At 60.0% G+C, this 21360-nt stretch carries 20 protein-coding genes; 2 read left to right on the plus strand and 18 right to left on the minus strand.

Annotation, left to right across the window (positions count from 1 at the left end):
- Position 1: 1 nt before the first annotated feature.
- The 16 genes from JOD50_RS08915 to JOD50_RS08990 all read right to left on the minus strand — a co-directional run bounded on the left by JOD50_RS08915 (position 2) and on the right by JOD50_RS08990 (position 15523).
- Entirely contained in the window at positions 2 to 970 is a 969-nt protein-coding gene (locus tag JOD50_RS08915; RefSeq protein ID WP_204881242.1) for an aspartate carbamoyltransferase catalytic subunit, read from the minus strand.
- Positions 970 to 1578, minus strand: coding sequence for a bifunctional pyr operon transcriptional regulator/uracil phosphoribosyltransferase PyrR (pyrR, locus tag JOD50_RS08920; RefSeq protein ID WP_101629350.1), 609 nt, complete (start codon positions 1576 to 1578; stop codon positions 970 to 972). Before pyrR ends, JOD50_RS08915 begins: the two co-directional genes overlap by 1 nt.
- 216 nt (positions 1579 to 1794) lie before the next feature.
- A complete protein-coding gene (gene nusB / locus JOD50_RS08925) occupies positions 1795 to 2217 on the minus strand; it encodes a transcription antitermination factor NusB (protein WP_204881243.1) in 423 nt (140 codons plus the stop codon).
- Complete coding sequence (gene efp, locus JOD50_RS08930; RefSeq protein ID WP_101629352.1) at positions 2214 to 2777, minus strand: elongation factor P; 564 nt, start codon at positions 2775 to 2777, stop codon at positions 2214 to 2216. Before efp ends, nusB begins: the two co-directional genes overlap by 4 nt.
- Positions 2778 to 2896: 119 nt before the next feature.
- On the minus strand, positions 2897 to 3439 hold the full coding sequence (locus tag JOD50_RS08935) for a tetratricopeptide repeat protein (protein WP_204881245.1): 543 nt from the start codon (positions 3437 to 3439) through the stop codon (positions 2897 to 2899).
- A complete protein-coding gene (gene aroB, locus JOD50_RS08940) occupies positions 3436 to 4524 on the minus strand; it encodes a 3-dehydroquinate synthase (protein ID WP_204881247.1) in 1089 nt (362 codons plus the stop codon). The genes JOD50_RS08935 and aroB overlap by 4 nt, the downstream gene beginning before the upstream one ends.
- 63 nt (positions 4525 to 4587) lie before the next feature.
- Positions 4588 to 5178, minus strand: a complete 591-nt coding sequence (locus JOD50_RS08945) for a shikimate kinase (protein ID WP_204881248.1) — start codon at positions 5176 to 5178, stop codon at positions 4588 to 4590.
- A 10-nt stretch (positions 5179 to 5188) separates the two neighbouring features.
- Positions 5189 to 6394 (minus strand): chorismate synthase, encoded by a 1206-nt coding sequence (gene aroC, locus JOD50_RS08950; RefSeq protein WP_204881249.1) that lies wholly within the window; start codon positions 6392 to 6394, stop codon positions 5189 to 5191.
- A gap of 7 nt (positions 6395 to 6401) precedes the next feature.
- Positions 6402 to 7379, minus strand: a complete 978-nt coding sequence (locus tag JOD50_RS08955; protein WP_204881250.1) for a shikimate dehydrogenase — start codon at positions 7377 to 7379, stop codon at positions 6402 to 6404.
- On the minus strand, positions 7348 to 8937 hold the full coding sequence (gene mltG, locus JOD50_RS08960; RefSeq protein WP_204881251.1) for an endolytic transglycosylase MltG: 1590 nt from the start codon (positions 8935 to 8937) through the stop codon (positions 7348 to 7350). The genes JOD50_RS08955 and mltG overlap by 32 nt, the downstream gene beginning before the upstream one ends.
- A gap of 149 nt (positions 8938 to 9086) precedes the next feature.
- Positions 9087 to 9614, minus strand: a complete 528-nt coding sequence (gene ruvX / locus JOD50_RS08965; protein ID WP_285329882.1) for a Holliday junction resolvase RuvX — start codon at positions 9612 to 9614, stop codon at positions 9087 to 9089.
- A complete protein-coding gene (gene alaS / locus JOD50_RS08970; protein ID WP_204881254.1) occupies positions 9607 to 12300 on the minus strand; it encodes an alanine--tRNA ligase in 2694 nt (897 codons plus the stop codon). The genes ruvX and alaS overlap by 8 nt, the downstream gene beginning before the upstream one ends.
- A gap of 86 nt (positions 12301 to 12386) precedes the next feature.
- Positions 12387 to 12626, minus strand: coding sequence for a hypothetical protein (locus tag JOD50_RS08975; RefSeq protein WP_204881255.1), 240 nt, complete (start codon positions 12624 to 12626; stop codon positions 12387 to 12389).
- A 97-nt stretch (positions 12627 to 12723) separates the two neighbouring features.
- The gene (locus tag JOD50_RS08980) at positions 12724 to 13074 is read right to left on the minus strand and encodes a DUF948 domain-containing protein (protein WP_101629360.1); all 351 of its coding nucleotides are present in this window, start codon (positions 13072 to 13074) and stop codon (positions 12724 to 12726) included.
- Positions 13075 to 13249: 175 nt separating this feature from the next.
- The gene (gene rpsD, locus JOD50_RS08985; RefSeq protein WP_035755153.1) at positions 13250 to 13873 is read right to left on the minus strand and encodes a 30S ribosomal protein S4; all 624 of its coding nucleotides are present in this window, start codon (positions 13871 to 13873) and stop codon (positions 13250 to 13252) included.
- A 249-nt stretch (positions 13874 to 14122) separates the two neighbouring features.
- Entirely contained in the window at positions 14123 to 15523 is a 1401-nt protein-coding gene (locus JOD50_RS08990; RefSeq protein WP_204881256.1) for a replication-associated recombination protein A, read from the minus strand.
- Positions 15524 to 15610: 87 nt separating this feature from the next.
- On the opposite strand from JOD50_RS08990, the gene dtd reads away from it, so the two are divergent.
- The gene (gene dtd, locus JOD50_RS08995; protein ID WP_204881257.1) at positions 15611 to 16051 is read left to right on the plus strand and encodes a D-aminoacyl-tRNA deacylase; all 441 of its coding nucleotides are present in this window, start codon (positions 15611 to 15613) and stop codon (positions 16049 to 16051) included.
- Between the two features lie 99 nt (positions 16052 to 16150).
- On the opposite strand, the gene aspS is transcribed toward dtd, so the two are convergent.
- Entirely contained in the window at positions 16151 to 17965 is a 1815-nt protein-coding gene (gene aspS / locus JOD50_RS09000) for an aspartate--tRNA ligase (RefSeq protein WP_204881258.1), read from the minus strand.
- 177 nt (positions 17966 to 18142) lie between these two features.
- Positions 18143 to 19504, minus strand: coding sequence for a histidine--tRNA ligase (gene hisS, locus JOD50_RS09005; protein ID WP_204881259.1), 1362 nt, complete (start codon positions 19502 to 19504; stop codon positions 18143 to 18145).
- A gap of 371 nt (positions 19505 to 19875) precedes the next feature.
- Between hisS and JOD50_RS09010 the strand changes: the two genes are divergently transcribed.
- Positions 19876 to 21354, plus strand: coding sequence for a DUF349 domain-containing protein (locus tag JOD50_RS09010; protein WP_239541566.1), 1479 nt, complete (start codon positions 19876 to 19878; stop codon positions 21352 to 21354).
- The last annotated feature ends 6 nt before the right edge of the window (positions 21355 to 21360 follow it).

Raw genomic sequence — 21360 nt, forward strand, 5'->3', positions numbered from 1 at the left:
ATCAGGCCTTCTGAGTATCGGTCGAATCTCCAGCCAAAACCAGGTAGAGCACGGCCATACGGACGGCTACACCGGCGGAGACTTGGTTTAGTACGCGAGAGTTAGGGGCATCCGCTGCTACGGAGCTGATTTCCAGGCCGCGGTTCATGGGGCCTGGGTGCATCACGATCGCGCCAGGCTTCATCGATGCGTGGCGGGCCGGGGTTAGTCCCCAACGGCGTGAATATTCAGAGGCCGATGGGAAGAAGGCTCCGTGCATGCGCTCGGCCTGGACGCGAAGCATCATGACAGCGTCAGGTTCGGTCGCGAGGGCTTCGTCGAAGTCATGGGTCACCTTTACAGGCCAACCTTGAACGCTGTGCGGCATGAGCGTTGGCGGAGCGACGAGCGTGACCTCGGCGCCCAGGATGTTGAGCAACCACACATTCGAGCGGGCCACGCGTGAATGCAGGATGTCACCCACGATGACCACCTTGGCGCCATCGAGGCCCTGGCCGAGCGAAGATTCACCCTTGATGGCGGCGAGTTCGCGGCGCAGAGTGAACGCGTCCAGGAGTGCCTGGGTCGGGTGTGCGTGCGTGCCGTCGCCGGCGTTGACGATCGCGGCGTCGATCCAGTCGGTTTCTGCGAGGCGGTATGCGGCGCCGGAAGAGCTGTGGCGGATCACGATCGCGTCGGCGCCGATCGCCTCGAGCGTCTGTGCGGTGTCCTTGAGGGACTCGCCCTTCGAAACCGAGGAGCCTTTCGCGCTGAACGTGATGACGTCCGCTGAAAGACGCTTGGCGGCCGCTTCAAACGAAATACGCGTGCGGGTTGAATCCTCAAAGAAGAGGTTCGCAACCGTGAGGCCACGCAGGGTCGGGAACTTCTTGATTTCCTTACCCGTGGCATCCGTCATCGACTCTGCGATGTCCAGGATCTGGATCGCTTCTTCGCGGCTGAGGTCCTTGGTATCCAGGAGGTGACGCATCAGTTGTTCGCCTCGCTTTCGTCCGCATCGCTCTCGTCGAGCTCAACCTGAGCGGCTGGACGTTCGATGATCACGCGGTCCTCGCCGTCGATTTCAGAGAGTTCAACGCGAACGGCCTCGGAGCGGGAGGTCGGAATGTTCTTGCCGACGTGGTCAGCGCGGATCGGGAGCTCACGGTGCCCGCGGTCCACCAGGACCGCGAGACGCACAGCTTGCGGACGCCCGCAGTCGACGAGGGCGTCGAGTGCCGCCCGGATGGTGCGCCCCGAAAAGAGGACGTCGTCGACCAAGATCACGGTCTGGTCATCCACGCCAGCCTCCGGCAGACGCGTTGGTGCGGGAACACGCGGAGCACGGCGACGAACGTCGTCACGATGCATAGTGATGTCCAGTGAGCCACAGAACGAAGCGGCTGGACGGTTGATGATGCGCTCAAGCTTTTCAGCGAGCCGTTCGGCCAACGGAACTCCACGCGAAGGGATTCCCAGGACCACGAGATCGTCGCCGCCACGGTTCTTCTCAACGATCTCGTGAGCGATCCGTGTCAGAGCGCGATCGATGTCGGATGCATTCATCACTTCAGCGGTTTCAGCTGAGGTGCTTCCCATGCGCCGACCTCCTTCCCCGCCTCACTGGACGGTTGTTAAAGGGTGTCTTCTCCGGTTCTCTAATCTACCAGCCCGGGAGGTCGCTGACGGGGTTCGTTACCTCTTGCCCGGTTGTGATCTCGCTTGCAGTAGTCTGCGTTGATTAAACGCCGATGGGGCACCCGGCTTAAGCGGGTACCCCATCGAATGCATGGTGGATCTAGTCTGACCGCACCGTTAGAGAATCAGCGTCGGCTTGATGCGCTGCAAGCGACCCAGCAAGCCGTTGACGAAATCCGGTGATTCAGGCGTGGACATTTCGCGTACAAGCCGCACCGCCTCGTCGACGGCTACCGCGTCCGGGATCTCATCGTTGAACAAAAGCTCCCACAAACCGATCCGCAACGCGGCTCGGTCCACCGCTGGCATACGATCGAGCGTCCAACCCTGCGCGTAGGTCGTGAGGATCTCATCGAGCTGGGCAGCATGCGTGCTGACACCACCGACCACTTCACGGGTGTACGGATTAACCGCAGCACCGTCTTCGTCTCGGCGCTGCAACACTTCAGCCGCATCGACGGCCCGCTGATCCGCCTCGAAGAGTACTTCGAGTGCGCGACGGCGAGCTTTCGAGCGGGTGCTCTCCCCTTGCTTGGTCACTCTGTTACGCGGCCCAGGTATTCGCCGGTGCGGGTGTCGACCTTGACCTTGGTGTTCTGCTCGACGAAGAGCGGTACCTGGATTTCGTGGCCGGTCTCCAACTTTGCTGGCTTGGTGCCGGCGTTGGAACGGTCACCCTGCAGGCCTGGCTCGGTGTAGGTGATTTCCAGGGTTACCGAAGCTGGAAGTTCGATGTACAAAACCTGGCCGTCGTTGAGCGCAATCTGAACGTTCTGGTTCTCAAGGAGGAAGTTAGCGGCATCGCCGACGGTCTCGCCAGGAACGGTCAGCTGATCGTAATCCTCGAGGTCCATGAACACGTAGTCAGCGCCGTCCTGGTACAGGTACTGGAAGTCACGGCGGTCAACGGTAGCCATCTCAACCTTGGCGCCAGCGTTGTACGTCTTGTCTACCGTCTTTCCGGATACGACGTTGCGCAGCTTGGTGCGCACGAACGCGCCACCTTTACCTGGCTTGACGTGCTGGAATTCAACGACGCTCCACAGCTGGCCGTCGATGCGAAGAACGCTGCCGTTCTTGATGTCGTTGCTGGTTGCCACGGTGGCTCCTTCAAAATAGATACCGAAGTAAATAGTGATCTAGTCGCGATTCATGGTTCATGTCGCGAAACGCTCACGCCTAGTTTACGCGTGTATCCGCATATGCGTTGGATATGGCCCTATGGGTTGGAAGCGTCAGTCAGAACTGAAACCTGAATCTCCTCAGAGGGGCCGTTGACTTCCTCGAGAACGGATTCGTACGCAGCGCGGGAAGCCTTGAGCAAAACCTCGGAAAAGTTGAACTGTTTCCGACCCTCGAGCGCCGCCTTATAGCGGGATGCTGCCGCGAGCATGTCGCCGACACTGTAGAAACACGCACCGAGGTTCTGAACGATATCGACCTCGTCCGCAGTGCCATCAAACTCTTTCCTGAGCTGTTGAAGCCGGTAGATCGCGCGTTCCGGATCGCCGCTCCAGCGAGACACTTCAGTGTCAAGGAGCCGCAAGCGGATGTTCGCGGGATCCATGAGCCGCGCATCGGCCACAAGTTCAGATGCTGCAGCGAGCCGGCCCTGCGCGATCAAAGCAACCACGCGGTCGCCAGCTTCACCCGACTGCGCGGTCTGGTTAGCGAGCTCTTCATTCACAACGATGGGCCGCAAGTCGGGGAGGCGGAATTCAACACCCGGGATACCCGTGCTAATGCTTTCCGTCTTCGTCACGCAGCAACCTCCTGGAATGCTGTAAAGAGTAGATGATCCTCGGGACCTTCAAGGATGCCCGGGCGCGCCAAACCGTCCAATACGACAAAGCGCAACAAGCGGCCGCGCGCCTTCTTATCGCGCCGCATCGTTTCAAGCAAGCTTTGCCAGCGGTCTCCACGGTAGTTTACAGGCAACCCCAAGGCAGTGAGGATTTCACGGTGCCGGTCGGCGGTTGCATCGTCGAGTCGACCGACGAGCCGGCCAAGCTCCGCAGCAAACACGAGACCCACCGAAACCGCGGCTCCGTGGCGCCACTGATAGCGTTCGGCGTGCTCGATCGCATGCCCCAGAGTGTGGCCATAATTCAGGAATTCTCGGCGACCAGATTCTTTGAGGTCGGAAGACACGATGTCGGCCTTGACCTTGATCGTGCGCTCAACGAGTTCAAACAAGCGATCGCTCGACGGGTCAGTTGCCTCCTCCACGTTCTCTTCAATGAGGTCCAGAATGCGTGGGTCTGCAATGAAACCGGACTTGACCGTCTCAGCCATCCCGGTCACGAGCTCATTCTTTGGCAGGGTCTGGAGCGCATCGAGGTCTGCGAGGACGCCCGCTGGCGGATGGAACGCACCCACAAGGTTCTTGCCCTCAGCGGTGTTGATGCCCGTCTTGCCGCCCACCGCGGCGTCGACCATGCCCAAGTACGTTGTCGGGATGTGCACGACCCGCACGCCACGCAGCCACGTCGCGGCAACAAAGCCTGCAAGGTCGGTTACAGCGCCACCGCCCACAGACACGACCGCATCCGTGCGTGTAAAGTCCGCTTGGCCCATGACCTGCCAGCAGAACGACGCGACCTCAATACGCTTGCCCTCTTCCGCATCGGGAATCTCGGCGGAAAGCGCTTCAACATTCTCCTGAAGCAAGAACTCACGCACGGCCTCACCCGTAGCGCGCAAGGCACGCGGGTGAATGATGAGGACCTTCTGAACCTTCTCACCCAGCATCGGGCGCAGACGGTTCAGCAAGCCGCGGCCGATCACCACATCGTAGCCAGAACCATCAGTGTGGTCGACGCGGACGGTACTCACGCGGTCAGTCATGGCTATGTACTCCTCTGGGGTGCTCTGATCTGGGTTGCTTTGTACAGGGGCGCAACGAAAGATTTAGGGTTTTGTGACGGATACAGGATCCGTGGTTGACGCGGCATCGAGCATACCTTGCAAGGCGCGCGCTACTTCGCGGGGGCTCGACGCCGAGGTGTCGATGGGACCAATGCCACACTCTCGATACAGTGGTGTGCGCTCAGCCCTAATCGACTGCCAGGTTTCGAGTGGATCGTCGCCCGCGAGCAGAGGCCGGTTGGCTCCGCCACGCATTCGGGCCGCGACCGCCTGAGGCGAAACATCGAGCCAGAACGCTACCTGATCGGTGAGGACGGCACGGTTTGCTTCCGCAAGCACTACTCCCCCGCCGGTCGCGATGATCTTAGGCTCACTTTGGCTGAGAGCACGCTCGAAAATGACTGATTCGGCTTCGCGAAATGCCTCAAAGCCATGTTGTTCAATGAACGCGGGAATGGGTCCGTGCTCCGAAACGAACTCGGCGTCCAGATCAGTCCATGGCTGGCCCGAAAGCAGGGACAGCTCGCGCGCGACCGCGGACTTCCCTGAACACATCGGCCCAATCAGGACGATATGAAAAGCTTGGGGGCCACCCTTCGGAAGAGGATGGCGCGAATCATTGGTCTCGGTCATAGTTGAAGATTTATTCTTGGTCGGTGGCCCTGGCAGCAAGATCGTCGGCGACCTGACGATAGTTAGAGATATTCGTGCGGACCTCTTCCACAGAGTCGCCACCAAACTTTTCTAGAACCGCGTCAGCAAGAACCAAAGCAACCATCGCTTCAGCTACAACGCCAGCGGCAGGGACAGCGCACACATCCGACCGCTGGTGATGAGCCTTCGCTGGCTCGCCTGTTGCAACGTTAATCGTGCTAAGCGCTCGCGGAACCGTTGCGATCGGCTTCATAGCGGCACGAACCCGCACAGGTTCTCCGTTGGTCATGCCGCCTTCAATACCGCCTGCACGGTTGCTCGAACGCACCGCGTGGCCATCCGCATCAAGAGCGATCTCGTCGTGGGCCTGGGAGCCGCGGCGGCGCGCGGTCTCGAAACCGTCACCCACTTCGACACCCTTGATCGCCTGAATACCCATAAGCGCGCCCGCAAGACGCGCGTCAAGACGGCGATCCCAGTGAACAAACGATCCAAGACCTACTGGACAACCAGTAGCGATGACCTCAACCACGCCACCGAGAGTTTCGCCCTCAGAGTGCGCGGCATCAACCTCAGCGACCATGCGCTTCGAGGTCTCAGCATCGAAACAACGCAACGGATCAGCATCTAGCGACTCGACGTCGGCCTTGCAAGGAAGCGGAGCGTCGGCTGGCGACGCAACGGTACCGATTGCAGTCGTGTGTGACACGAGTTCGATGCCGAGGCTTTCCAAAAACTTCGAAGCCACGGCACCCAAAGCCACACGCGTCGCGGTCTCGCGAGCGCTCGCACGCTCGAGAGCCGGGCGAGCTTCGTCGTAACCGTACTTCTGCATACCCGCTAGATCAGCGTGACCCGGGCGAGGACGAGTCAGCGCAGCATTGCGCGCTTTGCCCTCCAAAACCGCGGGATCCACCGGATCCGGGTTCATGACATCCTGCCACTTAGGCCACTCAGTGTTGCCGACCTCAATAGCGACCGGCCCACCCATCGTCACGCCATGGCGGACTCCACCCAGCAACGTGACTTCATCTTGCTCGAACTTCATCCGAGCACCACGGCCGTAACCGAGCCGCCTGCGAGCCAACGCCGCCTGAATCTCAGGCGTCGTGATCTCTACACCGGCCGGCAGACCTTCAAGGATGCCAACCAGAGCTTTACCGTGGGATTCACCTGCTGTAAGCCAACGCAACATTGTGCCATCATCCCACAACCACCGTGTTCGTACCGTCTGATGTGATTCCCACTACGTCACAAAGCGTTGCCAACGACGCCTCGTCAGGCTCAAATCCGATGAAACGGCGCCCCTGTTCCACGGCTTGGTGAACAAGCATCGCTAGGCCGTGGATAGCTACCCCACCTTGGTCACGCCACAGTTGTGCCAACTCCGACGGCCAGCCCGCGTACGCGACGTCGAGCAGGAATGCGTTTGGCGAAGCAAGATGCACGGCTAGGTGCCCCCACTGTTCGATGCCCGGGGCCGGCAAAGTGGAGATGATGACGGCCGGCTTGATCTGAGTGTCAGCGAGAGAAATCAACTCACACAGTTCGAGCCGGGGCCCGAAAGCCTCGAGTATATTCGCCATCTCAGCGCGAGCCTTGTGCGGATCACGGACGGCAACTATGACGCGGCTGGCTTCCCATTCCATGACAGCGGCAACCGCGGCGACACTCGTGCCGCCACCGCCCAAGATGACAACAGGCTCATGCATGAGCCGCCCCGGATCAAAGCCCGCGCGCACCAAGGCCTGCTGGATCCCATCGACATCTGTGTTGTCCCCCACCAAGGCAACCGCGCCATCGGGCCCACGACGAACCGAAACCGTATTCAACGCTCCAGTCAAAGCGACCCGGTCCGAAACCGAATCCATGAACGGAACCATGGCCTTCTTCATCGGCATCGTGACCGACAGGCCGACCCACCCCGGTTCGGTGCGTAACATCGACGCTAAACGAGACGCATCATGAGGCTGGGCTTGCACCCGTGTGTATTCGAGATCGATGGGGTTGGGGGCCTGCGCGTTGTGCATCTGCACGCTTTTTATTTGCGACATTGCATTGTGCAGATCAGGGGAACGCGAATGATCGATAGGATCGCCGATCACCGCGGCACGGACTGAAGCACGGGCATCAGGCATTGCACTCGCGTCAGGCATTGCACTCGGCTGGGTGATCTTCACACCACTTGCGGTATTCCTGTACGTAGCGTTCATGCTCAGCCAGGTTATCCGAATACTTCGTTTCACCCGTGATCAGGTTGACCGTGACCCAGTAATAGTCACCGCTCGGATCCGGCTTCGCGGCACCAGCGATTGCAACAGGGCCAGGCGAGCCGATCGGCGTAGGCGGCAAACCCTGATGCTTATACGTGTTGTACAGGTTCTTCTTGTCATCGAGCTCAGACTGCGTCAAATGAACCGTCGTCTTGTCCAGGCCATACGCGACTGTCGAGTCAAGCTGAAGGAAGCCACCCGTCTCGCGGTTGTCCTTGTGCAAGCGGTTCTCGATGATCCCCGCGACGTGCGGGTAATCATCACGCGGTGCTTCACCAGCGATGATGGACGCAATCTTCAACGTCCGGTACTGCTTAGCAGGATCAGTTACGCCGTTCTTCTTCAGCGCTTCCTTGGTCTTATCAACTAAGGTCTGCAGGATCTCTTCCGGCTTAGTGTTCAAAGGGAAGCGATAGTCGCCCGGATGCAGGTAGCCCTCAAGGTTCTTAGCTTCCTCGGGCAAACCGAAACGTTGCGGCTGCTCCGACAACTCTTCGAGCTTGCTCACCGGTATGTTGGTGCCTTTAGCGATCGCTTGCAGCGCGGCCTCGAGCCGTACGTTAGCTGGCAGAGCGAAGTAGGTGACGGCTTCGCGGTCCGTCAGCATCTTGATCGCAGCGTCAGAGGACATCTCTTTACGGAGCGTGAACTCACCTGGGTGGAAAACTGGACGCGGAGAGCCCGAACCCGCCTTCTTGACGAACGTAGAAGCGTTCTTGACGACGCCACGTTCCTCAAGGTGGTTGGCGATCTGACGAGTCGACCAGCCTTCCTCGATCGTTACAGCGACCTCGCCCGTCCCGCTACCTTCATAATCGGGATCAGGCATGTTCAGGAAGCGGTTCAGGGATAAACTACCCACGCCGACGACTAGGGCCAAAACCAGGACCAAGGCAAACAAGTTGATGCGACGGCGCTTGCGGCGTCGGCGACGTTCAGTCAGGTCAGCCTCCGAATCAGAAAAAATGTCTTCAGCCGGAAGGTAACCCACAGGAACATCCTCAAAGTGTCGGGCCAAAGCCCCGGCGAAGCCTACGTGCTCACCTTCGGCCTCGGCTTCGCTCGCCTCAGCGTCCGCCTGAGACAACCATTCCCGGTCATCCAACTCGGCCTCATTGTCGAGCTCCGTGGCGTCCATCGAAACCGGGCCGGCCGATGGAATCACAGCAAGCGTTGCGGTACCGCCCGGGGCAACGTCAACCTCATCGTCGACTTCATGCTCAAATACGAGAGCATCCTTCGGATCGTAGTCCTCCGGAAGTTCGACACCGAGCGGCGTTTCAAGGTTCGTATCCAATGGCGCGACCGGCTCAAGCCGTGCCGCCAAGTGCATCTCAATAACGTCATCGGTGACTACGCAGTGACGTCCCACACCCGTGAAACGGAAAGCACCCTGTGGGCGTTCCGCTTCCGCACGCCGACGAGCGCGGCGCGAGGGATAGCCCCCCGGAGGAGTATGAGTCACTGGAAATCCTTACGTCAGAGATAGGTTACAAACCCATAACGCATCTTGAGCTTATCGAAAAGACTAGCGAAAAAGGCAATGAACCCAATAACGCAACGCTCAAGCACATCATTCAGACGGCTATGACACAGCCGGCGCTCAGTTAGCAATTAGCTCGCGCTTGCCTCACTGACGCTTTGACCTGCCCACGCGTCGCTGCGCTTTTCAGCGTCGAGAGCATTCTCGAGTATCGCAACGGCCGCCGCCTGATCGATGACCGAACGCGAAGACTTAATGCTACGCCCCGCCTCGTGAAGCTGCCGTTGCGCCGAGACCGTACTTAATCGCTCATCCAAAAGACGAACAGGCACGGTGCCAAGCATTCGTTCGAGCTGTCGCGCAAAACGCAGCGCGTCCTTAGTCGAGGGGGTGTGCTCCCCCTCTAGGTTGACAGGCAAACCCACATAAACGCATACGGCGTCATATTCGTGCGCGAGTTCCGTAATACGCCGCAGGTCCGAACGTTGCTTCTTGTCCCGCTGCAACGTCTCAAGCGGAGTCGCCATGACACGGTCAGGATCACACTTAGCAACACCGACACGCGCCTTACCTACGTCGACCCCGATGCGGGTGCCACGCTCAACGAAAGCGTGGCACCCGGCAGCGGCGTCAGAGTCTGGCGACAAAGGTTCAGCCACGTTCGGCAACCTCGCGGCGGATCCCTGCCAGAGCCTCAGGGATCGCATCCACATTCTGGCCGCCGCCTTGCGCGACGTCGTCCTTACCGCCGCCACCGCCGCCAAGGGTCTTAGCAGCGGAACGAACCAGCTGGCCAGCCTTAACGCCCTCGGAGCGAGCGGCCTCATTCGTGGCAACCAAAACCATCGGCTTACCCTTGGCGATGCCGATCACCGCGACAACCGCGGCGTCCGAGCCCAAGCGGTCACGCAGAGGCAACGCGAGCGAACGCAAGTCGTCCGCGGATTCAACCTCGCCCGCATCGTGTGCGATCAGGCGGACACCCGCGACATCCTCGGCAGTATCGACCAAAGCAGCCGATGCGGCCTGAAGCTGTTCACGGCGCAGCTTCTCGATCTCCTTCTCAGCAGCACGAAGCCGCTGAACCGTCTGATCGATGCGTTCGCGCAACTGGTCTGCAGGAACACGCAACATTTCGGTCAAATCGGAAACCAGGGCACGTTCCGCTGCGTTGTGGCGGAAAGCATTCATACCGACGAGCGCTTCAACACGGCGGTTGCCCGCGCCGACGGACGCCTCACCCAGCAGAGACAGCGTGCCTACGTTCGCGGTGCGTGGAACGTGGGTGCCACCGCAGAATTCACGCGACCACGCGCCGTCGATCTCAACAACACGCACCGTATCGCCGTACTTCTCGCCGAAGAGGCTTGTGGCACCCAAAGCGAGCGCCTCATCCTTCTTCATGACGCGGGTTACGACCTCGAAGTCGCGATCGATAGCCCTATTGGTTACTTCCTCGATCTCCGACTGGGTTGCGCGCGAGAGCGCCTCAGCCCACGTGAAGTCGAAACGCAGATAGCCTTCCTTGTTGAAAGAACCAGACTGCAACGCCTCTGGGCCAAGCACCTCATGCAGAGCAGCGTGCACCAAGTGGGTTGCGGTGTGCGCTTCTTCACCAGCGTGGCGGCGCTCGGCATCGACAGCGGCACGCACGAGCGCGTTCTCTGGGAGCTCACCTTCGCGGACAGTAACTGTGTGAACGGAAAGGCCCTTGACCGGCGACTGAACGTCAGTCACTTCGAGGACAAAGCCGTCGCCCGTGATCAAACCTGTATCCGGAGCCTGGCCGCCGGCCTCAGCGTAGAACGGGGTCTCTTCCAGAACCAGCTCAACCGTGCTGCCCTGCTCAGCGACAGGAACACGGACGCCGTCGCGGATCAGGCCCTGAACGCGGGACTCTGTGACGAGTTCGTCGTAGCCAGTGAAGTGCGTCGTGCCCTGTTCGGCTAGCTCGTGGTAGATCGCGATATCGGAGTGGCCGGACTTCTTCTTCTTAGCGTCAGCCTTAGCGCGTTCACGCTGTTCGGCCATGAGCGCACGGAACTTCTCCGTGTCAACGCTCAGGCCTGCTTCTTCCGCGATCTCGAGCGTGAGATCGATCGGGAATCCGTACGTGTCGTGCAGCTGGAACGCGTCTTCACCCGAAAGGTTTGCACCGTGTCCCTTGGCTTCCGCAATCGCTTCATCCAAGCGGGCGGTTCCCGATGCGATCGTGCGGCGGAACGCACGCTCCTCGGCGTAAGCGATGCGCGAGATGCGCTCGTAGTCCTCAGCGACCTCTGGGTAGACGCCAGCCATCGCATCGCGCGACACCGGCAACAGCTCAGGGAGCACGGGGTCGGTAACTCCCATGAGGCGCATCGCGCGGACAGCGCGGCGAATCAGGCGACGCAAAACATAGCCACGGCCCTCATTGGAAGGCGTAACTCCGTCGCTGATGAGCATCAGCGCGGAACGCACATGGTCGGCAACGACACGCAGACGAACGTCATCTGCATAGCTTGGGTTCTCTGGGTCCTCAGTCGAGGAGTACGTCTTACCTGCGAGCTCAGCGGCACGGTCAAGAACCGGACGGACCTGGTCGGTCTCGTACATGTTCTCAACACCCTGGAGAATCATCGCAAGCCGCTCAAGACCCAGGCCCGTATCGATGTTGCGCTGAGGGAGCTCACCGGCAACATCAAAGTCAGTCTTGGAGCGGACCGCGGAGAGGCGGTACTGCATGAACACGAGGTTCCAGATCTCGATGTAGCGAGTCTCATCAACCGCAGGGCCGCCTTCCTTGCCGTAGGCAGGACCGCGGTCGTAGTAGATCTCGGAGCATGGTCCACCAGGTCCAGGCTGACCAGTGTTCCAGTAGTTATCGGCTTTGCCGGTACCAATGACGCGCTCAGACGGTACCCCGACCTTGTCTTCCCAAATGCGGCGCGCCTCATCATCCCGGTCATCGCCGTCTTCGTACACCGTGACCCACAGACGTTCAGGGTCAAGGCCATAGCCACCATCGGCAACCGGCGTAGTGAGCAACTCCCACGCCCATGTGATCGCTTCTTCCTTGAAGTAATCCCCGAAAGAGAAGTTACCGTTCATCTGGAAGAACGTGCCATGGCGGGCCGTCTTACCGACCTCTTCGATATCGGCAGTGCGGATGCACTTCTGTACCGAAACCGCGCGCGGATAAGGCGCAGGCTCGACAGCCGTCAGGTACGGGATGAAAGGAACCATGCCGGCGACGGTGAACAGCAGTGACGGATCGCTCGAGACAAGCGATGCGCTAGGAACATGCGTGTGACCGCGCTTGACGAAAAAGTCGATCCACCGCTGTGCGATTTCCTGAGATTTCATGAGGTTTGGATTCTCCGAATGGGCGAGGATGCCCGGTAATGAACGGACCGTGTCTTCAACACGGCTCTGAAGTTGTTTGGGGTGGGTCAGCGTGCGGCGCGGCGACCAGAAGGCGCCTTATCGACGCCCAGCGCCGCACGGAGCTCCGCTTCGCGTTCAGCAGACCCTTGCTTGAACGCAGCGATCGTGGACTCGACGACGTTAGCGGTGCGGTCGAGAACCGAGTCAGCGGTCGAACGCACACCCTGAGTGCGGATACGCTGCAGTTGGCGGCTAGCCATCACGCCGATAGACACACCTAGCGTGAGCCAAAAAAGCTTCTTCATAATTCCCCTTCACAAGATATTCAGCGCGTCAGAATAGGACGCTGTAAAGGCCACAGACAGACGAGTTACACGCCGTGGTCAACGACGAAAATAAGAGTTAGGAGCGACGACGGGTCAGAGCCGCACGAACACCTGCAGTGAACGATGCGGCGCGGATCAGAGGTCGACCTACAACAGCTGCAGTCAAGGAAGTCACAGAAGCCACGTTGGCAGTTGCGTCCTGAACGTTCGACGTAATCGCATCAACGCGCTCAAGCTGCTGGTTACCGTTGCGAACAGTGGTCGCGGTTTCCTGCAGGATTGGCGTGGTTTCTTCCGTGAGGTCCTTGACAGAGTGCCGCAACTCGTCGAAAACCTTACCCAGCTTGATGATTGGAACAGCCAGAAGGATAACGAGGATCGCGAAGAATCCTGCAGCGATCAAACCAGCGATGTCACCAATGCTCATGTTCTCTCCTCGAGTGTGTGCACACGTACCTGCCTCCCAAGCCTACCGAACGTTGCTCGCAAAACCTTGCACACAGAACCGTGCAGATAAATACATTCGTTAGGAGCGGCACCAGCATAAAAGAACGATGCCGCGGTCCCGTTGGTAACGGAACCGCGGCATCGACTGCTAAAGATTAGCGTGCGTAGTACTCAACGACGAGCTGTTCTTCACACTGAACAGGAACTTCGGCGCGCTTAGGGCGGCGTACGAGCTTAGCCTGCAGCTGATCCAGCTTGACGTCCAGGTACTCAGGGACAGCCGGCAGAACAGCGGCGTGTTCACCCTGGGCAGCCATCTGGAATGGAACGGTCTTCTCGGAGCGCTCCTTAACGTGGATGAGCTGGCCTTCCTTCACGCGGAAGGATGGGCGGTCAACAATCTGGCCGTTGACCAGGATGTGACGGTGAACAACCAGCTGGCGTGCCTGCTGGATGGTGCGTGCGAAACCAGCGCGCAGAACCAGAGCGTCGAGGCGCATTTCCAGCAGCTCGATGAGGTTCTCACCGGTCAGGCCAGCCTCGCGGCGAGCCTCGTCGAAGACGCGAGTCATCTGGGCTTCGCGGATGCCGTACTGTGCGCGCAGGCGCTGCTTCTCGCGAAGGCGAACTGCGTAGTCAGAGTCCTGGCGGCGGCGTGCGCGGCCGTGCTGACCTGGGCCGTACGGACGGCGCTCCATGTACTTTTCTGCCTTCGGCGTCAGAGCGATGCCGAGTGCACGGGACAAACGCACGGTGTTGCGTTGACGATTATTGGCCACGAATGTGTCCTCTTTCGTATGTCTGCGAGCTCACGGTTCTGGCCTCCGGATCGTGGAGAGTTGAGGGAACCCGCTTCCTCATATCTGCAACCCGCTCACGTTCAGTGCTTCCCGTTAGGACACACAGCGATAACCCTGTGAGGGATATCTAGGTGAGGGGCTTGCCAGCCAATGGTCTAGCTTATCAGACAAGAAACGCTTATCAGACAAGGAACGCGTATCGGAGAAAAACTTTCGCGGGCTTGTCGGCTAGTTTTTCCGCAGGATTGAACGTAGCGATTCGATGCGTTGTGAGATGGTGCGTTCGAAACCGTGCTGAGTTGGCTTGTAGTAGTCCACACCTTGAAGGTCGTCCGGGGCGTACTGTTGCGCTACGACGCCGAGCTCGTGGTCATGCGGATATATATATCCCTTGCCGTGGCCGAGCGCTTTCGCGCCTGCGTAGTGAGCGTCCCGTAAGTGCGCCGGAACACCATTGCCCTTGCCTGCGCGCACATCGGCGATGGCTTGGTCGATCGCGACGTAGGCGGCGTTAGATTTCGGTGCGCTTGCGAGGTGGACCACGGCTTGCGCGAGTACGATGCGGGCTTCCGGCATGCCGATGAGCTGCACGGCTTGCGCTGCGGCCACCGCGGTCTGCAGCGCGGTCGGATCGGCCATCCCGATGTCTTCCGATGCCGAGATTACGAGCCGGCGGGCGAGGAAGCGAGGGTCCTCCCCCGCCTCCATCATGACTGCAGCATAGTGCAGGGCCGCATCGACGTCAGAGCCACGGATCGACTTGATGAGGGCGCTCGCGGTGTCGTAGTGGTTGTCACCTTGCTTGTCGTAACGGCGAAGCGCAGTGTCTACTGCTCGTTCCGCATCTTCGCGCGTGACAACAGGCGGGGTCGCGTCGTCGTCGGATTCTTCCGCTTCGTGCCGGGCGCGTTCCAAAGCAACCGCGGCGGCGGCTTCGAGGCTCGTGAGAGCCCGGCGTGCGTCGCCTCCCGATAAATCGATGAGCTGATCCATGACGTCATCGGGAACCTCAACGGTGTTCCCGAGTCCGCGCGGCGACTCCAATGCCCGTGCAAGCAGGTCGCGAACATCTTCGCGTTCGAGCGGCTTGAGCTTGAGCAGCAATGAACGGGAAAGCAACGGCGAGATAACCGAGAACGATGGGTTCTCAGTAGTCGCAGCCACCAAAACGACCCAGCCATTCTCAACCCCCGGAAGCAACGCATCTTGCTGGGCTTTATTGAATCTATGGATCTCGTCGAGGAACAGCACTGTTGTGGTGCCGCGCATCGAGCGGTCCGCGCGAGCCTGTTCCATGACCTGCCGTACGTCTTTGACACCGGCGGAGATAGCCGAAAGCTCCACGAACGTTCGATGCGGGCCGTTAGCGATCACGTGCGCGAGCGTCGTCTTTCCGACGCCGGGCGGCCCATACAGGATGAGCGAGCTCAAACCTGCGGGCCCTCCTCCGTCGCTTTCCGCGAGCTGACGTAGCGGAGACCCGGGGCCGAGGAGGTGCTGTTGCCCCGCAACTTCGTCGATGGTCTTGGGGCGCATCCGCACAGCCAGCGGCGGGCGCGGACGCGGACGGTCGTCCTCGCGCACCGGGCTTTCGCTGGCGTCATCCTGTGCAGAAGAAAAAAGATCCATCGCTACACAAGCCTAGCCGTCAACTCCGTTCTTCCCCGCTTCCCCGTTAAGCTTGAGCTCAGACTGCTGGATGTTGAAAGGTTGGATATGCGCGCGGTTGTGCAGCGGGTGAAGAACGCGAGTGTTGAGGTCGACGGCGACGTCGTGTCTGGCTTTGAAGGCCAGGGCCTCTTGGTACTGCTGGGTGTGGCCGTCGATGATGGGCATGCTGAGGCCGCCGCTGTCGCCTCGAAGATCGCTCACCTTCGGATCCTGGACGACGAGAAGTCGGCGGTCAGCGCTGCCGCGCCGGTCATCGTGGTCAGCAACTTCACGCTGTACGGCGATGTGCGGAAGGGGCGCCGACCGTCGTGGTCGAAGGCTGCGCGGCCAGAGGCCGCGGTTGATCTCTATGAGGAGGTCGCCGCAACCTTGCGTGGGTTCGGTTTAGACGTCGGCACGGGTGTGTTCGGAGCCGAGATGGATGTGCAGCTGACCAACGATGGTCCGGTCACCTTGATCATTGATTCGGCTGAACTCGCGCTATAGAAACCCCGCGCTTCAAACACGGGAGGGATGCGAGCCTAGAACTCGCATCCCTCCCGTCGTCATCATCCTTGAGCAGGATGAATACTGAGCAGTCTCGGTCTACTTTGCAGCGCCGTTCTTTTCTGCGTCCTTCTTTGCGTTGCCGTCCTTCTTCTGCTCGGCAGGCTTGGCGTCAACGCCGGCTTCCTTACGCTGCTGCGGCGTGATCTCTGCTGGAGCGGCCGTGAGTGGATCGAAACCACCACCGGTCTTAGGGAAGGCGATGACTTCACGGATTGAGGTCTCCCCTGCGAGAAGCGAAACCACGCGGTCCCAACCGAACGCGATACCACCGTGTGGAGGCGCGCCGTACTTGAAGCCTTCAAGCAGGAAGCCGAACTGTTCCTGCTGGGTCTTCTCGTCAACACCCATGATCTTGAACACGCGTTCCTGAACGTCACGGCGGTGGATACGGATCGAACCGCCACCGATTTCATTACCGTTGCAGACGATGTCGTAAGCGTTGGTCAGTGCGGAACCTGGGTCGGTGTCGAACGTGTCCAGGAACTCCGGCTTAGGCGCCGTGAACGCGTGGTGCACCGCAGTCCACTTACCGTCACCAACCGCAACATCGCCATCGGCGACAGCTTCAGCGGTGGACATGAACATAGGCGCGTCAACGACCCAGACAAAAGCCCAGTCGCCGTCCTTGATCATGCCAGTACGGTGAGCGATCTCGACGCGTGCCTGGCCCAGCAGCTGGCGGGTCGAGTTGGTTGGCCCTGCACCAAAGAAGATGCAGTCGCCAGGCTTTGCGCCCACAGTTTCGGCGAGGTTCTCGCGCTCGAAGTCGGTCAGGTTCTTGGCCACAGGGCCGGTCAGCTCGCCGTCTTCCTGGACGAGGACGTAGGCAAGGCCCTTACCGCCGTGCTGCTTGGCCCATTCTTGCCAGCCATCGAGCTGACGACGAGGCTGAGAAGCGCCACCCGGCATCACCACGGCACCGACGTATTCCTGCTGGAACACGCGGAACTCGGTGTCCTTAAAGAACTCCTTGAGCTCGGTAATTGGGTTGTCGAAACGCAGGTCCGGCTTATCGGAGCCGTACTTGGTCATCGCTTCCTGATAGGTCATGCGGCGGATCGGGGTCTCGATCTCAACGCCGATGAGCTTCCACAGTTCCTTCACGATCGCTTCACCCAAAGCGATGATGTCTTCCTGATCAACGAAAGACGCCTCAATGTCGAGCTGCGTGAACTCTGGCTGGCGGTCAGCGCGGAAGTCTTCGTCGCGGTAGCAGCGAGCGAGCTGGTAGTAACGCTCAACGCCACCGACCTGCAGAAGCTGCTTGAACAGCTGAGGCGACTGCGGCAAGGCGTACCACTTACCTGGTGCAAGTCGCGCAGGAACGATGAAGTCGCGTGCACCTTCGGGGGTCGAACGCGTCATCGTCGGGGTCTCTACCTCGAGGAAGTTGCGTTCTTCAAGCACACGACGTGCGGCTTTGTTGGCCTCGGAACGCAGACGCAGGTTTGCGGCTGGCTTTGGACGGCGCAGGTCGAGATAGCGGTATTGGAGGCGGGTCTCTTCACCGACCTCGACGTGCTCATCAACCTGGAAAGGCAACGCGGCAGAAGCGTTCAGGACCTCGAGGCTGTCGGCGTGCACTTCGATCTCACCCGATGCGAGGTTCGGGTTCTCAGAACCTTCCGGGCGTGCCTTGACCTCACCCGTGACTTTGACGACGAACTCGTTACGCAACGGCGAGAACGTCGCTTCATCGTGTACCACGACCTGCGCGATGCCCGAGGCATCACGCAGGTCAAGGAAAGCGACACCGCCGTGGTCACGGCGACGAGCAACCCAGCCTGCGAGCGTAACGGTCTGCCCCACAAGCGAGGCGTTGAGGGAACCGGCGTCATGAGTACGGAGCACGGTGATGAAATCCTTTCAGCGGTCCGCCCTGCTCACACGGTTCGTGCCTGACTCTTCCGAGTAGCACTCCCCGGGGCGGGCCGGTTGTTTACAGCGAAACTTAAACGACAGTTATGAACTGCCTACGACGGCAATGGGGTAACTGTTCAGTTGACTATGAGCCAGTCTAATGGCTAATCAGCGCGAGGCGGCATCGGCGTTAGCCCCAACCGCAGGACGAAGATCTACTTCCGCCGGCTTCCACGTGTTCGGATCGGCACTGACCTGCTCACCCGAGCGGATGTCCTTGACCTCGTGAACGCGGTGTCCCGCATCGTCATGGGACATGAACCAGACGTACGGGATCCCGCGGCGATCAGCGTGGCGGATCTGCTTGCCGAACTTCTCCGGCTTGCCCATGATCTCCGTGGCCACGCCACGGGAACGCAACAGCTGAGCAACCTCGAGGGCTTCAGCGAAGTCATCCTCGCCAGGAAGGGCCATGAGTACCGCGGTCGGAACAGCACGGCTGGCCACGAGTTGCTCGGTCGAAAGCAACCGGGAAACCAACCGGGACACGCCAATCGAAAGGCCGACGCCCGGATAGTTCTTCTTACCCTTGGTTGCGAGGGACTCGTAGCGGCCACCCGAGCAGATTGAACCCAGGGATTCGTGACCGATCAACGTGGTCTCGTACACCGTGCCGGTGTAGTAGTCGAGGCCGCGCGCAATCGAAAGATCAGCGACGATGCGGCCCGGCTTGATCTTTGCCGCCACCTCGATGAGCGACTTGAGTTCCGCAAGGCCCTCGCTCAGCAGCTCGTGTTCAACGCCGAGCGCCTCAACTTGGTCGGCGAACGAGGCATCAGCGGCCTTGATCTCAGCGAGCTTCAACGCCTTCGTCGCCTGCTCGTCGTTCAGGCCAAGTCCAACTAGTGCCTCGTGAACCTCCTGCGCGCCGATCTTCTCGAGCTTATCGATCTCGCGCAGAACGGCCGCCGGATCCTCAACCCCGATGCCGCGGTAGAAACCCTCGGACAACTTACGGTTGTTGACGCGCACCTCGAAGTCACCGAGCTCAAGACGCTCGAGCGCATCGGCCATAACCAATGCCAACTCGAGGTCATACGTCAACGGAAGCTCGCCGTCGCCCACCACATCGACATCCGCCTGCGTAAACTCGCGGAAGCGACCATCCTGTGGGCGTTCACCACGCCACACCTTCTGGATCTGATAGCGGCGGAACGGGAACGTCAGGTAACCCGCATTATCCGTGACGTAGCGAGCGAACGGCACGGTCAAGTCAAAGTGCAACGCGAGAGCATTGGGATCGTTAGTACTTGCTCGCGCATCGTCGGCTAGGCGCGCAACGCCATAAACCTCTTTGTCGATCTCGCCCTTATTCAGCAACGTACCGACCGTCTCGACAGCGCGCGTCTCAATGTTGGAGAAGCCATGCAACTCGAACACCTCACGCAGCGTATCCAGAACATGGTTCTCCACGATCCGCTCCTGCGGAAGCCATTCAGGAAAACCAGTTAGGGATAACTTACGGGACATGACCGAGTGACTCCTCACATCAAGAGAACAAACAACAGCAGAACAAACGGATGTGCTCGTGCATCTAGGCAATCATCTATGCAATCCACGCAGGCTGCGAGTGCAAAGATATCGGCACAAGACGCTCCCCATTCTAGAGCTAGACAAGCAACGGTGACCGGTGCCGGAGCGTGTGTGGCGCAAAGCGTCACAATTCAGTACAAAAACGCATGTCACTCAGACGAAACACGGGTAGAATCTGGATCCGTACGTGTGTGCCTCGTCTCTGAACTCATGTTTGAGCCTGTGCATGGGCTTTTAGCTAGTGGTTCAGGCTTACATAACAGTTCAGTAGGCGTGGCAGTCTCAACCTTGAGCGAAAGTGATGACCGTTGACTGAACAGCAGCCTCACTCCCAGGACACTGCGGCCCAGGAGAACACCTCCCCGGAAACCGCGGAGAACACATCCACGCAGGATGCGCAGCCTGAAACGAATACCCCAACGCCAAGTGGCGCTCCAACCCCGGATGCCCCGAAGGCCCCAACGCCTTCCATGATGGCCGAGAAGGACACCGCAAAAGAGTCGGTGATCCCAGCCCCACAGGTTCCAACCACGAGCTTGGAAGAGGCGCGACAGTTCGCGCGAGTCACCGATGACGGCCACGTCTTCGTGATCGTGGACGGCAACGAACACCCAGTGGGCCAATACCCGGATGCAACCGGCGACGAAGCCCTCGCCTACTTCGTGCGTAAGTATGACGAGCTGCTTGGCGAGATCATGCTCCTTGAACAGCGTGTTGTTGCCAAGGCTCCAACTGCTGAGATGCCGAAGGCGCTCAACGCGATCGATGCGCGTGTCAAGGCACGCGACGTCGTCGGCGATATCGCGATGCTCGAGTCTCGCGTCGAAAACCTTCGCGTAGCCATCGATAACCTGCGCCAGCACGAACGCGCCAACGCAGAGCAACTGCGTGCCGAGGCTACAGAGGCACGCGAGAAGATCGTTGCGGCTGCGGAAGAACTCGCCGCCAAACCTGCCGAGCAGGTCCAGTGGAAGAGCGCATCGAAGCGCATGGCTGAGCTCTTCGATGAGTGGAAGTCTGCTCAGAAGAATGGCCACCGTTTGCCTCGCGCTACCGAGGATGAACTGTGGAAGCGCTTCCGTTCGGCACGCAACAAGTTCGATAAGAACCGCCGCACGTTCTTCTCTAAGCTCGACGACCGCAACGCCCAGGCCAAGCGCGTCAAGGAAGAGCTCATCAGCCGCGCAGAAAGCATGCAGAACTCGACAGACTGGGGTCCAACCTCGGCTGAGTACCGCAAGCTCATGGACGAGTGGAAGGCCGCACCGCGCGCATCCCGCAAGGACGACGACGCGCTGTGGGCTCGCTTCCGCGCCGCTCAGGACGTCTTCTTCAACGCCCGCAAGAAGGCTAACGACGAGATCGACGCTGAATACGCCGAGAACCTCAAGGTCAAGGAAGCCCTCCTTGAAGAGGCCCGCGCGATCCTTCCGGTCAAGGACCTCAAGCAGGCTCAACGCGCTCTCGGCTCGATCCGCGACCGCTGGGAAGCTGCCGGCAAGGTGCCTCGCGGTGACATGCACCGCATCGAGGCAGGTCTTCGCCAGGTAGAGGACGCTGTCCGCTCCGCTGAGCAGGACGAGTGGCGCCGCACCGACCCTGAGACCAAGGCTCGTTCCAACTCGATGCTTCAGCAGCTCGAAGACGCGATTGCTGATTTGGAAGCGGACCTCGAACGCGCACAGGCCAGTGGTGACCAGCGTAAGGTAGCTCAGGCGCAAGAAGCGCTCGATGCTCGCCGCGCATGGTTTGAAACCGTCAAGCGTTCCGCAGCTGAGCTGGGCTAAGCACCC

This window comes from Pseudoglutamicibacter cumminsii (assembly GCF_016907775.1).
Classification (GTDB): domain Bacteria; phylum Actinomycetota; class Actinomycetes; order Actinomycetales; family Micrococcaceae; genus Pseudoglutamicibacter; species Pseudoglutamicibacter cumminsii.

What these genes read in the sequence shown, in the direction of transcription:
- alaS (WP_204881254.1), bottom strand. Translation starts at nt 12,300, where the DNA reads ATGAAATCTCAGGAAATCGCACAGCGGTGGATCGACTTTTTCGTCAAG.
- JOD50_RS08975 (WP_204881255.1), bottom strand. Translation starts at nt 12,626, where the DNA reads ATGAAGAAGCTTTTTTGGCTCACGCTAGGTGTGTCTATCGGCGTGATG.
- JOD50_RS08980 (WP_101629360.1), bottom strand. Translation starts at nt 13,074, where the DNA reads ATGAGCATTGGTGACATCGCTGGTTTGATCGCTGCAGGATTCTTCGCG.
- JOD50_RS08945 (WP_204881248.1), bottom strand. Translation starts at nt 5,178, where the DNA reads ATGACCGAGACCAATGATTCGCGCCATCCTCTTCCGAAGGGTGGCCCC.
- aroC (WP_204881249.1), bottom strand. Translation starts at nt 6,394, where the DNA reads ATGTTGCGTTGGCTTACAGCAGGTGAATCCCACGGTAAAGCTCTGGTT.
- JOD50_RS08990 (WP_204881256.1), bottom strand. Translation starts at nt 15,523, where the DNA reads ATGGATCTTTTTTCTTCTGCACAGGATGACGCCAGCGAAAGCCCGGTG.
- hisS (WP_204881259.1), bottom strand. Translation starts at nt 19,504, where the DNA reads ATGTCCCGTAAGTTATCCCTAACTGGTTTTCCTGAATGGCTTCCGCAG.
- aroB (WP_204881247.1), bottom strand. Translation starts at nt 4,524, where the DNA reads ATGACTGACCGCGTGAGTACCGTCCGCGTCGACCACACTGATGGTTCT.
- JOD50_RS08915 (WP_204881242.1), bottom strand. Translation starts at nt 970, where the DNA reads ATGCGTCACCTCCTGGATACCAAGGACCTCAGCCGCGAAGAAGCGATC.
- dtd (WP_204881257.1), top strand. Translation starts at nt 15,611, where the DNA reads ATGCGCGCGGTTGTGCAGCGGGTGAAGAACGCGAGTGTTGAGGTCGAC.
- pyrR (WP_101629350.1), bottom strand. Translation starts at nt 1,578, where the DNA reads ATGGGAAGCACCTCAGCTGAAACCGCTGAAGTGATGAATGCATCCGAC.